The following is a 12828-nucleotide window of genomic DNA, read 5'->3' on the forward strand; positions in this document are numbered from 1 at the left end:
TCGTGGGCCCGAGATATTACAGATTGCGCAGCGCGGCGACTACGGCGTCGCCCATTTCCTGCGTACCGACCCGGGCATTGCCTTCGGACCAGATGTCACCGGTGCGCAAACCCTGATCCAGTACCAGGCTCACGGCTTTCTCGATGGCGTCGGCGGCGGTGTGTTCGTTGAAGCTGTAACGCAGCATCATCGACACCGACAGAATCGTCGCCAGCGGGTTGGCCACGCCTTTGCCGGCGATGTCCGGCGCCGAACCGTGGCAGGGCTCGTACATGCCCTTGTTGTTCGAATCCAGCGACGCCGACGGCAGCATGCCGATGGAACCGGTGAGCATCGACGCTTCGTCGGAGAGGATGTCGCCGAACATGTTGTCGGTCACGATTACGTCGAACTGCTTCGGTGCGCGGACCAGCTGCATGGCGGCGTTGTCGACGTACATGTGGCTGAGTTCGACGTCCGGGTAATCCTTGGCGACCTGTTCGACGATTTCGCGCCACAGCTGACTGGAGGCCAGCACGTTGGCTTTGTCCACCGAGCAGAGCTTCTTGCCGCGCACGCGGGCCATGTCGAAGCCGACGCGGGCGATGCGGCGGATCTCGCTTTCGCTATAGGGCAACGTATCGTAAGACTGGCGCTCGCCGTTTTCCAGCTCGCGGGTGCCACGTGGGGCGCCGAAATAGATACCGCCGGTCAGCTCGCGGACGATGAGGATATCCAGGCCGGCCACGATTTCTGGCTTAAGGCTGGAGGCATCGGCCAGCTGCGGATACAGAATTGCCGGACGCAGGTTGGCAAACAGACCCAGTTGCGAGCGGATCTTCAGCAGGCCGCGTTCCGGACGGATGTCGCGCTCGATGGCGTCCCATTTCGGGCCGCCCACGGCGCCGAGCAATACGGCGTCAACGGCGCGGGCGCGCTCAAGGGTCTCATCGGCCAGCGGCACGCCGTGCTTGTCGATGGCCGCGCCGCCGATGACGTCGTGGCTCAGTTCGAACCCCAGCTGATATTTCTCGCTGGCCAGCTCCAGCACCTTGACCGCCTCGGCCATGATTTCCGGACCGATGCCATCACCTGGAAGAATCAGAATCTGCTTGCTCATAACGTCCTCGTTTCAAAATAGATGTCGGCCCGGAAAACAAGGCCGATTCGGCAGCTGCAAGCTGCAAGCTGCAAGCGGCAAGCCACAAGTGATGCAGCGCCTGGCTCGGAATTTCTTGCAGCTTGCAGCTTGAAGCTTGCAGCTTGCAGCTTAAGGCTGCCCCTCAGCGAAACAGCCAAGGCTGCGAAGCCCGATGCTTGCTTTCGAACGCGGCGATCGCCTCGCCGTCAACCAGCGTCAGACCGATGTCGTCCAGGCCGTTGAGCAGGCAGTGCTTGCGGAAGGCGTCGATCTCGAAGCGGTACACCTTGCCGTCTTCGCGGGTCACGGTCTGCGCTTCCAAGTCCACGTTCAACTGGTAGCCCGGTGTGGCTTCGACCACCTTGAACAGCTCATCGACCTCGCTTTCGCTCAGGATGATCGGCAGCAGGCCGTTCTTGAAGCTGTTGTTGAAGAAAATGTCTGCGTAGCTCGGCGCGATGATGCTGCGAAAGCCATATTCTTCCAGCGCCCACGGGGCGTGTTCACGGCTCGAGCCGCAGCCGAAGTTTTCCCGGGCCAGTAAGACGCTGGCGCCCTGATAACGCTCGGCGTTGAGCACGAAGTCCGGGTTCAGCGGACGCTTGCTGTTGTCCTGATACGGCTGACCCACATCAAGGTAACGCCACTCGTCAAACAGGTTCGGGCCAAAGCCGGTCCGGCGGATCGACTTCAGGAACTGCTTGGGGATGATCTGATCGGTGTCAACGTTGGCGCGATCCAGCGGAGCGACCAGACCGGTGTGTTGAGTAAAAGGCTTCATACGGGGCTCCTTATGCCTGGCTCATGGTGCGAACGTCGACGAAACGGCCGTTGACGGCTGCCGCTGCCGCCATCGCCGGGCTGACCAGGTGAGTACGACCACCGGCACCCTGACGGCCTTCAAAGTTGCGGTTGGAGGTCGACGCGCAGTGCTCGCCGCTCTCAAGGCGGTCCGGGTTCATCGCCAGGCACATCGAGCAGCCCGGCTCACGCCATTCGAAACCGGCTTCGATGAAGACCTTGTCCAGCCCTTCCCGCTCGGCCTGCTCCTTCACCAGACCCGAGCCCGGCACAACGATCGCCTGCTTGATGGTCGACGCCACTTTGCGGCCCTTGGCGATGTCCGCTGCCGCGCGCAGGTCTTCGATCCGCGAGTTGGTGCACGAGCCGATGAACACGCGATCCAGCTGGATATCGGTAATCGCCTGATTGGCCTTCAGGCCCATGTACTTCAAGGCGCGCTCGATGGAGCCACGCTTGACCAGATCGGCTTCCTGCGCCGGATCGGGCACGTTCTGATCCACGGCCACGACCATTTCCGGGGAGGTACCCCAGCTGACTTGCGGCTTGATCTGGGTCGCGTCGAGCTCGACCACGGTGTCGAACACCGCGTCATCGTCGGACACCAGGTCCTTCCAGGCTTCAACCGCTGCGTCCCACTGCTCGGCAGTCGGTGCGAAAGGACGACCCTTCACGTAGGCAATGGTCTTTTCATCGGTGGCCACCAGCCCGACGCGTGCGCCCGCTTCGATGGACATGTTGCAGATGGTCATGCGGCCTTCCACGGACAGATCGCGAATGGCGCTGCCGGCGAATTCGATGGCATGGCCGTTACCGCCGGCGGTGCCGATCTTGCCGATGATGGCCAGGACGATGTCCTTGGCGGTGACGCCGAACGGCAGCTTGCCTTCGACCTTCACTTGCATGTTCTTCATTTTCTTGGCGACCAGGCACTGGGTCGCGAGGACGTGCTCGACCTCGGAGGTGCCGATGCCGTGGGCCAGGGCGCCGAATGCGCCGTGGGTCGAGGTGTGGGAGTCGCCGCAGACCACGGTCATGCCCGGCAAGGTGGCGCCCTGCTCCGGGCCGATGACGTGAACGATGCCCTGGCGGACGTCGTTCATCTTGAATTCGGTGATGCCGTATTCGTCGCAGTTGTCATCCAGCGTCTTGACCTGCAAGCGCGACACCTGATCGACGATGGCGTCGACGCCGTCCTTGCGGTCCGGGGTGGTCGGCACGTTGTGGTCGACGGTCGCGACGTTGGCGTCGATGCGCCACGGTTTGCGACGGGCCAGGCGCAAGCCTTCGAAAGCCTGAGGCGAAGTCACTTCGTGGATGATGTGACGGTCGATGTACAGCAGCGCGGAGCCATCGTCGCGCTGCTTGACCAAATGCGAATCCCAGAGCTTGTCGTAGAGCGTTTTGCCGGCCATCAGACGGTTCCTCATCAGCGTATTTCTATGCCCCGGCCGCCGATGTCGAAATGACACCGTAAAGACCCTTGGCTTGTGGTGGAGATGCTATGGAATATGCTTAAATAACTCAAATTCATATTTTTCATGCTTTGCATAACCAACAGGAATCCGAGATGGATTTGGCCAACCTAAACGCCTTTATCGCCATCGCCGAAATGGGCAGTTTCTCGGCCGCCGGAGAGCGCCTGCACCTGACTCAACCGGCGGTCAGCAAACGCATCGCCGGTCTGGAGCAGCAGTTGGACGTGCGGCTGTTTGATCGTCTGGGCCGCGAGGTCAGCCTGACCGAAGCCGGACGCGCACTCCTTCCCCGCGCTTACCAGATTCTCAATGTGCTGGATGACACCCGTCGCGCGCTGACCAACCTGACCGGCGAGGTCACCGGGCGTCTGACCCTGGCAACCAGTCACCACATCGGACTGCACCGGTTGCCTACGCTGTTAAGGGCGTTTACCAAGACCTACCCGGACGTCGCGCTGGACATTCAGTTTCTCGATTCGGAAGTGGCCTACGAAGAAATCCTCCACGGCCGTGCGGAGCTGGCGGTGATTACATTGGCGCCCGAGCCCCACGCGCTGGTGAAGGCCGTCAAGGTCTGGGACGATCCCCTGGATTTCGTCGCGGCACCCGAACACCCGCTGGCCACTCAGAAAAACGTCAGCCTGGCCGACATCGCCGGCTACCCGGCGGTGTTCCCGGGCGAAAATACCTTCACCCACCACATCGTCAGCGGACTCTGCGAAGCCCAGGGCCTGAAGCCGAATATCGCCATGAGCACCAACTACATGGAGACGATCAAGATGATGGTGTCCATTGGCCTGGCCTGGAGCGTGTTGCCCCGGACCATGCTCGACGAACAGGTCACGGCCATTCCGTTACCGGGCATTCAGTTGCGCCGACAGCTGGGGTACATCGTCCACACCGAACGCACGCTGTCCAACGCCGCGCGGGCGTTCATGGCGCTGCTGGATGCGCAGGCCGCCGGGCTGGAGCAATCGCAGGCGCGCTGAACGCGCACAAAAAAGGCGCCCCGCAGGGCGCCTTCTCACGTTGACTCGGGATCAGTGAGTCAGGGTTTTCTGAGCATTGATTTCGATGCGTTTTGGCTTGGCCTCTTCAGGCACCAGACGCAGCAGGTCAATGTTCAGCAGGCCATTGGCCAAAGCAGCGTTCTTGACCTCGATGTGGTCAGCCAGGCGGAACGACAGCTTGAATGCACGCTGGGCAATGCCCTGGTGCAGGAAGGTCACGCCTTCCGCGGTGTTCTCGCGCTTGCTGCCGGTGACGGTCAGTACGCCCTTCTCGACTTGCAACTCCAGATCTTCCTCCTGGAACCCCGCCGCCGCGATGACAATGCGGTATTGGTCATCAGCGTGTTTTTCGACGTTGTAGGGAGGATAGCTGCTCGCCGACTCGTTGCGCGCCGCCGATTCGAACAGATCGTTGAAGCGGTCGAAGCCAACGGAGTGACGGAACAGTGGAGCCAGGGAAAATGCAGTAGTCATCTGAAAATCTCCTGATAAGTCAGCAAGTGGTTATCTCCGCGACCCGATTTCGGCATCGCGTAATCCCAAAATAGTGACAGCCATTTGTGTTTCAAGAGTCGTGCAAAAAATTTTTTCAGGCGGCTTCCGGCACGTTCACGCCGAGCATCTGGCTGATCCGCTCGCAGTCAGTTTCGCGGCGCAGGGCATCGAACAGCAGAGTCGCTTCGGGGTAGCTTTTGGTCAGCAGAACCACCCATTGCTTGAGCCGGCCCGGAGCCTGAACGCGGGTCATCTTGGCCATGGCCTGCAGCCAGAAATCCCGCAGCAGCGGCTGCAACTCGATCCAGGTCATGGGGATGACGTCACGCCCGGCTTGCGCAGCGGCGATCTGACGGCCCAAGTCCGGACGCGCCACCAGACCGCGGCCGATCATGATGTCGCGGGCCCCGCAGATTTCCCGGCAGCGCCGCCAGTCGTCGACGGTCCAGATCTCGCCGTTGGCAATGATCGGAATCTTCACCACGTCCTGAATCTTGCCGATCCACTCCCAGTGTGCCGGCGGCTTGTAGCCATCGACCTTGGTGCGAGCGTGGACGACGATGTGTTCAGCGCCGCCCGCTTCCAGCGCCCGGGCGCAATCAAGGGCCGGCTCAGTGCTGTCGTAGCCCAGGCGCATCTTGGCGGTGACCGGAATGTGTGCCGGCACGGCGCGGCGTACGTGGCTGAGGATGGTGTGCAGCAGCTCCGGCTCTTTGAGCAACACCGCGCCGCCCCGGGACTTGTTGACGGTCTTGGCCGGGCAGCCAAAATTCAGGTCGATGACCGGGGCGCCCAGTTCGGCCGCGAATGCTGCGTTCTCGGCCAGGCACACCGGGTCAGAACCCAGCAGTTGCACACGCAGCGGCACGCCGGCGCGGGTTTTCGAACCCTGCAACAGTTCGGACGCGAGCTTGTGGAAGTAATGCTCCGGCAGCAGACGCTCAGTCACCCGAATGAATTCGGTCACGCACCAGTCGATGCCGCCGACTTGCGTCAGCACGTCGCGCAGGATGTCGTCGACCAGGCCTTCCATGGGCGCCAAGGCAATTTGCATGGGTCACACTCGAAAAAAAGTCCGGCAGTTTACGCAGAGACTGGCGGATTGGATACGCTTTACACGCGCCGGACGTCAGGACACAACGCGGTGCAGGCCGGCGGCGTAGCCGTCGATGAACTCGCTCGGCATGCGCTTGGGCTTGCCCGACGAGAGTTCGATGCAGACGAAGGTGGTTTGCGCCCGCAGCAAGGTCATGCCGTCACTGGGCCGTTTCAGCTGGAAGCGCCGGGTCATCTTCAGGCGCTGGTCCCAGTCGACGATCCAGGTCGCCAGTTGCAGCTCGTCATCCTGGTAGGCGCTGGCCAGGTAATCGATTTCGTGCCGGACCACGGCCATGGCCCGGTCGAGTCGGCGGTACTCGCTCAGGTCCAGGCCCAACTGCTGGGAATGCCGCCATGCGCAGCGTTCGAGCCAAGTGACGTACACGGCGTTGTTGGCGTGGCCCAGGCCGTCGATGTCTTCCTCGCCCACCTGCAGATCGATGACGAACGGCATTGCCAGATCCCAGACCATGTTTTTCTGTCCCTATCAAATTCATTACGCGGGCAGTGTAACCAAAAGCATCGGACAAAACTGAGGGCGGTCGTGGTTGGCCAGAGGTTGAGGGTGCCTGCGCGGGCCTCTTCCCGGCTAAAGCCGGTCCCACTAAAAAAGCATCGCGTGCATCCAGAGGGATTGGCTGAACGCGAAACTTTGTGGGACTGGCTTTAGCCGGGAAGGCGTCGGGTGTCACGCTGCAGAATCGAGGGTGCCTGCGCGGGCCTCCTCCCGGCGGAAGCCAGTCCTACAACGGCATCAGAGCACCGCCGACTTGGCTGCCCGCAGCACTCGATCCGACAGCTCACTGGGGCCCAGGGCTCGGGCGAGTGCCAGGCCGCCGACCATCAAGGCGATGTCGGCCAGGGTCTTGTCGGTCTCTTCAGGGCTGGCGGCGAGCTGCGCCACCATCAGTTCGACGTGTTCGGCCAGTACGTTGCGAAAATCATCGGACAGACGCGCCATCTCCCCTATCGCCGTCGGCAAGGGGCAAGCGTGCTCTTGAGCGTCGCGGTGCCTGCGCGACAGGTAGAACGCCGCCAACAGCGCGCGCCGCTCCTCCCCCGGCAATTGGTCGTCAATGTTGGCGACCATCTCACGGCGTTCGGCCAGCAACTGGCTGAACGCTTCCAGCATCAGGGCTTCCTTGCTGTCGAAATGCGCATAGAACCCGCCCACCGTGAGCCCCGCTGCGCCCATGATCTCGTTGACGCTGGGCTCGATCGGGCCGCGCGCAATCAAGGCGGTGCTGGCAGCAGCGAGAATACGTTCGCGGGTCTGTGCTTTTTTGTCGTTCATGACCGCCTCCGGAATGATGACGATAATATTATCCTCATCATGTGCGTTGGCAAGGACGCATCAGGCATTTGAGATGACTGACAGGCGGATGAGACAAGAGAGATGACCGAACACGAGGTAAACAATGAAAGAAGGGATTGAGAACTCAAACCCCGGAAAAACAAAAGGGCCATTCAATAATCGAATGACCCTTGGTCTCGCATAGCGAGAAATCGTGGCGTCCCCTAGGGGACTCGAACCCCTGTTACCGCCGTGAAAGGGCGGTGTCCTAGGCCACTAGACGAAGGGGACGCAAAACCTTCGAGCAGATTCGCCGATGACAACATGACGAACCCTGGCAGAAATTGGTGGAGCTAAGCGGGATCGAACCGCTGACCTCCTGCATGCCATGCAGGCGCTCTCCCAGCTGAGCTATAGCCCCGGATTTACGCCTCTCGGCGGAGATCAGCTCGAAAGCTTCACTCGGTAAAACTGGCGTCCCCTAGGGGACTCGAACCCCTGTTACCGCCGTGAAAGGGCGGTGTCCTAGGCCACTAGACGAAGGGGACGTAACCCTTGCGTACCGCATCGGTGCTGGTTCCGGAGCGGGACAAACTTCAAGGCAGTAAAGCAAACCTTGAAGCTTCTAATTTGGTGGAGCTAAGCGGGATCGAACCGCTGACCTCCTGCATGCCATGCAGGCGCTCTCCCAGCTGAGCTATAGCCCCACATTACACTGACAGAGAACGCCGCGTTACCGCGTGTTTCTGCGTTGCCGTGTGGACGGGGCGCATATTAAGTGCGACCCACAATGCTGTCAAATTCTTTTTCAAAGAATTCCAAAAGAATTTTCCGGGATAACAATCACTTACCGCCTCCCGGAAAACCGCCCCACGTCGGGCCACCGGGCAATCGCTCAATGGCCCGGTGTCGCTCAGGCAACCACTCAGCCAATCGCGCCGAGCAATTTTTCCCACTCTTTGTTCTCTTTCTTGGACACGCCGCCCAGCATGTCCAGCGCCTGGCGCAGACGGAAACGGGTCAGGTCCGGGCCGAGAATCTCCATCGCGTCGGTCACCGAGACCGAATTCGCCTGACCGGTGATGGCAGCGAACATCAGCGGCATGGCGTCACGCAGTTTCAGTTCCAGGTGCTCGACGACCGCCTGAATGCAACCGGTGATCTTGTCCTTCTCCCACTGACGCAAGGATTCCAGCTTCCACAAAATCAACTGAATGACTTGGCGCACTTGCTCCGGCGACAGCTTCTTGTGCTCGAACAGCTTCACGTCCGGCGTCACGCCACCGGCGAAGAAGAAGCCGCCCAGCGGGGCGATCTGGCTGAAGGTCTCGACGCGGCCCTGCACGTGGGGAGCGATCTTCATCATGTAGTCGCTGTTGAACGCCCACTTCTGCACGCGGCTGGCGAACTCGTCCACCGGCAGTTCACGCAGCCACTGGCCGTTGAGCCACGAGAGTTTCTCGATGTCGAAAATCGGGCCGCCGAGAGAGACGCGGCTCAGGTCGAAATGCTCGACCATTTCGTCCAGCGAAAACTTTTCGCGCTCGTCGGGCATCGACCAGCCCATGCGGCCGAGGTAGTTGAGCATCGCTTCCGGCATGAAGCCCATGCGCTCGTAGAACGTCACCGAGGTCGGGTTCTTGCGCTTGGAGAGCTTGCTCTTGTCCGGGTTACGCAGCAGCGGCATGTAGCACAGCGCTGGTTTTTCCCAGCCGAAGTACTCATAGAGCAGGATCAGCTTCGGCGCTGACGGCAGCCATTCTTCGCCGCGCAGCACATGGGTGATGCCCATCAGGTGGTCGTCGACGACGTTGGCGAGGAAGTAGGTCGGCAGGCCGTCGGTCTTCATCAGGACTTGCATGTCCATGCGGTCCCACGGGATTTCGACTTCGCCGCGGAGGAGGTCCGGCACCACGCAGACGCCTTCGCTCGGCACCTTCATGCGGATCACATGGGGTTCGCCGGCGGCCAGGCGACGCTCGACTTCTTCCTTGGAGAGCAACAGCGCGCGGCCGTCATAGCGCGGAGTTTCGCCGCGGGCGGTCTGCTCGGCGCGCATCTGGTCGAGCTCTTCGGCGGTGCAGAAGCACGGGAAGGCATGACCGGCATCGACCAGTTCCTGCACGTACTTCTTGTAGATGTCGCCGCGCTCGCTCTGGCGATAAGGGCCATGGGGACCGCCGACGTCGGGGCCTTCGCTCCACTCGATGCCGAGCCAGCGCAGGGCGTCGAAAATCTGTTGTTCGGACTCGCGGGTCGAGCGCAGCTGATCGGTGTCTTCAATGCGCAGGATGAATTCGCCGCCATGCTGCTTGGCGAAGCAATAGTTGAACAGCGCGATGTAGGCCGTGCCAACGTGGGGGTCGCCGGTGGGCGATGGCGCGATGCGGGTGCGAACGGTGGTCATGGAAAATCCCGGATAGGTCGAACAAGCCGCGAATGTTAACAGGCACGGCCTGCGCGGCTCCAGCGCCAGCGGTGATGGGCTGCACAATCGGGGCGATGACGAGACAGGCGGCCCCGCCCTGCCGGCGCGGAACGCCTCGCAACGAATGCCCCGCCATCAGTGCCGGTCATGATCGCGACGATGGCTAGGTGCCAGACCGCCAACCCTGATAAATTTGCTGACATTCCAAAAATCCAGAACGCCCATGCCCGCCCAACTCAAGCGCCGCCTGTTCATCTTCTTCGGGGTGATCCTGCTGATCGCCCTCGCCTTCTTCGCCCAGTGGTACCTGAAAGGACGCTTTCACGAGTCCACCGACAACGCCTACGTGCAGGGTGAAATCACCCGGGTGTCCAGCCAGCTCGGCGCGCGGATCGACGAGGTGCTGGTGCAGGACAACCAGCACGTGGAAAAAGGCCAGTTGCTGGTGCGGCTTGAGCCGGATGACTTTCGCCTGGCCATCGACCGGGCCCAGGCGACCCTGGCAACCCGCGAGGCGGAGCGCTTGCAGGCACAGAGCCGTCTGACCCAGCAGTCGAGCCTGATCGCCGCCAGCGATGCGCAGGTGCAAGCGAATCAGGCCACCCTCGGGCGCACGCAACTGGACCTGGCGCGGCTGCAAAAGCTGCGCACCCCGGGCTTCGTCTCGGAAGCGCAGGTCACGACCATGACCGCCGACAGCAACGTCGCCCGCTCCCAGGTCAGCAAGGCCCAGGCCGACGCACAGAGTCAGCGCCAGCAGGTCAACGCGCTGAACGCCGAGATCAAGCGCCTCGACGCGCAGATCGCCACCGCTCGCGCCGACCTGGCCCAGGCGCAGATTAATGTGCAGCGCACCGAAATCCACTCGCCCCTCAGCGGGCTGGTCGGCCAGCGGGCGGCGCGCAATGGCCAGGTCGTTCAGGCCGGCGCGTACCTGCTGTCGATCGTGCCGGACGAGGACATCTGGGTGCAGGCCAATTTCAAGGAAACCCAGATTGAGCACATGGAGATCGGTCAGGTCGCCCAGCTGACGTTCGACAGCTTTCCCGGCACGCCCATCGAGGGCCGCGTCGACAGCCTGTTTGCCGCCTCCGGCGCGCAGTTCAGTCTGCTGCCGCCGGACAACGCCACCGGCAACTTCACCAAGGTCGTGCAGCGCATCCCGGTCAAGCTGACCTTCGCGCCGGACAACCCGCTGCACGGCAAGATCCGCCCGGGCATGTCGGTGACTGTTTCGGTCGACATCCGGCCGGCGGACGACCCGCAACGTGGCCGGTGACGAGCTGATCCGCCCGGTCGGCGAACCGACCCGGCGCGACTGGATTGCCGTGATGAGTGTGATGCTCGGCGCGTTCATGGCGGTCCTCGACATCCAGATCACCAACTCGTCGCTCAAGGACATCCAGGGCGCACTCTCGGCGACCCTGGAAGAAGGCTCATGGATTTCCACCTCCTATCTGGTGGCGGAAATCATCATGATTCCGCTGACGGCCTGGCTGGTGCAGTTGCTCTCGGCGCGGCGCCTGGCGGTGTGGGTGTCGCTGGGTTTCCTGCTGTCGTCCCTGCTCTGCTCCATGGCCTGGAGCCTGGAAAGCATGATCGTGTTCCGCGCCCTGCAGGGCTTCACCGGCGGCGCGCTGATCCCGCTGGCGTTCACCCTGACGCTGATCAAGCTGCCGGAGCATCACCGGGCCAAGGGCATGGCGCTGTTCGCCATGACCGCCACCTTCGCCCCGTCCATCGGCCCGACCCTGGGCGGCTGGCTGACGGAGAATTTTGGCTGGGAATACATCTTTTACATCAACATCCCGCCGGGGCTGGTGATGATCGGCGGTCTGCTCTACGGCCTGGAGAAGAAGGCAACCCACTGGGAATTGCTCAAGAGCACCGACTACGCTGGCATCGTCACCCTGGGCGTCGGGCTGGGCTGCCTGCAGGTGTTTCTTGAAGAGGGCCATCGCAAGGACTGGCTGGAATCGAACCTGATCGTCGGTCTGGGCAGCATTGCGCTGGTGAGCCTGATCAGCTTTGTGATCATTCAGTTTTCCAAACCGAAACCGCTGATCAACCTCGGCATCCTCGGCAACCGCAATTTTGGGCTGTCGAGTATTTCCAGCGTGGGCATGGGGGTGGGTCTGTATGGCTCGATCTATCTGCTGCCGCTGTACCTGGCGCAGATTCAGGGCTACAACGCCCAGCAGATCGGCGAGGTGATCATGTGGATGGGCGTGCCCCAGCTGTTTCTGATTCCGCTGGTGCCACAGTTGATGAAGGTTATTTCGCCGAAGTTGCTGTGTACGCTGGGGTTTGGTTTGTTCGGGCTGGCGAGCTTTTCGTCCGGGGTGCTCAATCCGGATTTCGCCGGGCCGCAGTTCAATCAGATTCAGCTGGTGCGGGCGCTGGGTCAGCCGTTGATCATGGTGACCATTTCCCTGATCGCCACAGCGTTCATTCAGCCCCAGGACGCGGGGTCGGCGTCGAGCCTGTTCAATATTCTGCGCAACCTGGGCGGCGCCATCGGCATTGCGCTGCTGGCGACGTTACTGGATGCGCGAACCAAGACCTACTTCGACTATTTGCGCGAATCGATCTCCCCCGCCAATCCGCAAGTGGCCGAGCGCATGGCGATGCTCACCGACCGGCTGGGCAGCGAAACAGCGGCCTTGGGCAAGCTCAGCGAGATCGCCCATCAACAGGCAGCGATCATGGCCTACAACGACGCGTTTCATTTTGTCGGGATTGCGCTGGGGGTCAGCATGCTGGCGGTGCTGTTGACGCGGAAGCTGCCGTCCGGGGTCAAGGGTGGCGCGGCGCATTGAGCCGTCATGACATGCCGCAATTGCTTAGCCAACACAACCCCTGTGGAAGCGAGCTTGCTCGCGAAAGCGTCGGCACATCCGCTGCATCTTCATCTGGAGTGAAAATGCCTTCGTGAGCAAGCTCGCTCCCACAAGTCCAGCAGCGTGGCGGGGATACCAGGTTGAACACAACCCTTGTGGGAGCGAGCTTGCTCGCGAAAGCGTCTGAAGTGGTCAACTTTTTCCGGACACCTCAATCGGTGATTGTCAGACCGCTTGCCGCTCGTACTGATTGGGCGTCATGTT

General features: G+C 61.7%; 11 protein-coding genes and 4 tRNA genes. 3 read left to right on the forward strand and 12 right to left on the reverse strand.

What is annotated here, in order from left to right:
• Window positions 1-16: 16 nt before the first annotated feature.
• The 3 genes from leuB to leuC all read right to left on the reverse strand — a co-directional run bounded on the left by leuB (window position 17) and on the right by leuC (window position 3336).
• Window positions 17-1099 carry a 3-isopropylmalate dehydrogenase gene (gene leuB / locus IFT47_RS07055; protein WP_074885033.1) on the reverse strand — a complete coding sequence of 361 codons (1083 nt, stop codon included), beginning with the start codon at window positions 1097-1099 and terminating at the stop codon, window positions 17-19.
• A gap of 163 nt (window positions 1100-1262) precedes the next feature.
• A complete protein-coding gene (gene leuD, locus IFT47_RS07060; RefSeq protein WP_122624245.1) occupies window positions 1263-1901 on the reverse strand; it encodes a 3-isopropylmalate dehydratase small subunit in 639 nt (212 codons plus the stop codon).
• A gap of 10 nt (window positions 1902-1911) precedes the next feature.
• Window positions 1912-3336: a 3-isopropylmalate dehydratase large subunit gene (gene leuC / locus IFT47_RS07065; protein ID WP_122538324.1), complete on the reverse strand. Its 1425-nt coding sequence runs from the start codon at window positions 3334-3336 to the stop codon at window positions 1912-1914.
• Between the two features lie 155 nt (window positions 3337-3491).
• Here leuC and IFT47_RS07070 point away from each other — a divergent pair, with 155 nt between their 5' ends.
• Entirely contained in the window at window positions 3492-4388 is an 897-nt protein-coding gene (locus IFT47_RS07070; RefSeq protein WP_192174866.1) for a LysR family transcriptional regulator, read from the forward strand.
• Window positions 4389-4439: 51 nt separating this feature from the next.
• Here the strand turns inward: IFT47_RS07070 and IFT47_RS07075 are convergent, their stop codons facing one another.
• The 9 genes from IFT47_RS07075 to gltX all read right to left on the reverse strand — a co-directional run bounded on the left by IFT47_RS07075 (window position 4440) and on the right by gltX (window position 9703).
• Window positions 4440-4883: an Hsp20 family protein gene (locus IFT47_RS07075; protein WP_133771705.1), complete on the reverse strand. Its 444-nt coding sequence runs from the start codon at window positions 4881-4883 to the stop codon at window positions 4440-4442.
• A 115-nt stretch (window positions 4884-4998) separates the two neighbouring features.
• Window positions 4999-5958: a tRNA dihydrouridine synthase gene (locus IFT47_RS07080; protein ID WP_192174865.1), complete on the reverse strand. Its 960-nt coding sequence runs from the start codon at window positions 5956-5958 to the stop codon at window positions 4999-5001.
• Window positions 5959-6033: 75 nt separating this feature from the next.
• Window positions 6034-6474: an acyl-CoA thioesterase gene (locus tag IFT47_RS07085; RefSeq protein ID WP_192174864.1), complete on the reverse strand. Its 441-nt coding sequence runs from the start codon at window positions 6472-6474 to the stop codon at window positions 6034-6036.
• A gap of 282 nt (window positions 6475-6756) precedes the next feature.
• Window positions 6757-7296: a TetR/AcrR family transcriptional regulator gene (locus IFT47_RS07090; RefSeq protein ID WP_192174863.1), complete on the reverse strand. Its 540-nt coding sequence runs from the start codon at window positions 7294-7296 to the stop codon at window positions 6757-6759.
• 215 nt (window positions 7297-7511) lie between these two features.
• A tRNA-Glu gene (locus IFT47_RS07095) sits at window positions 7512-7587 on the reverse strand.
• 54 nt (window positions 7588-7641) lie between these two features.
• A tRNA-Ala gene (locus IFT47_RS07100) sits at window positions 7642-7717 on the reverse strand.
• Between the two features lie 51 nt (window positions 7718-7768).
• A tRNA-Glu gene (locus IFT47_RS07105) sits at window positions 7769-7844 on the reverse strand.
• A gap of 83 nt (window positions 7845-7927) precedes the next feature.
• A tRNA-Ala gene (locus IFT47_RS07110) sits at window positions 7928-8003 on the reverse strand.
• Window positions 8004-8221: 218 nt separating this feature from the next.
• Window positions 8222-9703: a glutamate--tRNA ligase gene (gene gltX, locus IFT47_RS07115; RefSeq protein ID WP_192174862.1), complete on the reverse strand. Its 1482-nt coding sequence runs from the start codon at window positions 9701-9703 to the stop codon at window positions 8222-8224.
• 244 nt (window positions 9704-9947) lie between these two features.
• Here gltX and IFT47_RS07120 point away from each other — a divergent pair, with 244 nt between their 5' ends.
• Both IFT47_RS07120 and IFT47_RS07125 read left to right on the forward strand, forming a co-directional pair.
• Window positions 9948-11003 carry an HlyD family secretion protein gene (locus IFT47_RS07120; RefSeq protein ID WP_192174861.1) on the forward strand — a complete coding sequence of 352 codons (1056 nt, stop codon included), beginning with the start codon at window positions 9948-9950 and terminating at the stop codon, window positions 11001-11003.
• A 49-nt stretch (window positions 11004-11052) separates the two neighbouring features.
• The gene (locus tag IFT47_RS07125; RefSeq protein WP_192174906.1) at window positions 11053-12543 is read left to right on the forward strand and encodes a DHA2 family efflux MFS transporter permease subunit; all 1491 of its coding nucleotides are present in this window, start codon (window positions 11053-11055) and stop codon (window positions 12541-12543) included.
• The last annotated feature ends 285 nt before the right edge of the window (window positions 12544-12828 follow it).

It is taken from the genome of Pseudomonas sp. CFBP 13711 (assembly GCF_014842265.1).
Classification (GTDB): domain Bacteria; phylum Pseudomonadota; class Gammaproteobacteria; order Pseudomonadales; family Pseudomonadaceae; genus Aquipseudomonas.